1 pseudogene is annotated in these 332 nt (G+C 45.8%); it reads right to left on the bottom strand.

The features are described from left to right. Positions 1–263 (bottom strand): annotated as a pseudogene (locus DSOL_RS27750) (TRAG family protein); the annotation flags it as partial. Positions 264–332 lie beyond the last annotated feature (69 nt).

Here is a 332-nt window from a genome sequence, read left to right as displayed (position 1 = left end):
ATTAAATCCGACTGATAGGGCCGCAGGTTGGTGAGAAAGTACATCACCGACAGAATCAGCATGAAGCCCTGCAAGCAAAGATAAAGAAGAAAATGCTGTTTGCTTGAAAAAAGGCTGGTAAGACATTCACCGATGGGCAGCAGCTTCAATACCGTCATCTGCCTTGACAGCAGCCCATGAAGGGCGGTTGAGAAAAAGAGATTGACAAAACCGCCGGTCAAAAATATCAGGGAGCAGATCATCAGTTTAGGTCTTGTTTTCATAGCGTCATCTCCAGGTGCTGCTCCTGTTCGTTTATCAGCGTTTCAGCGATTTCATTTTTTACAGGCGTG

Source organism: Desulfosporosinus metallidurans (genome assembly GCF_001936615.1).
In the GTDB taxonomy this organism is placed as follows: Bacteria; Bacillota; Desulfitobacteriia; order Desulfitobacteriales; family Desulfitobacteriaceae; genus Desulfosporosinus; species Desulfosporosinus metallidurans.
Note: the sequence above shows the minus strand (reverse complement) of the source record. Positions and strands in the feature narration are given on the sequence as shown.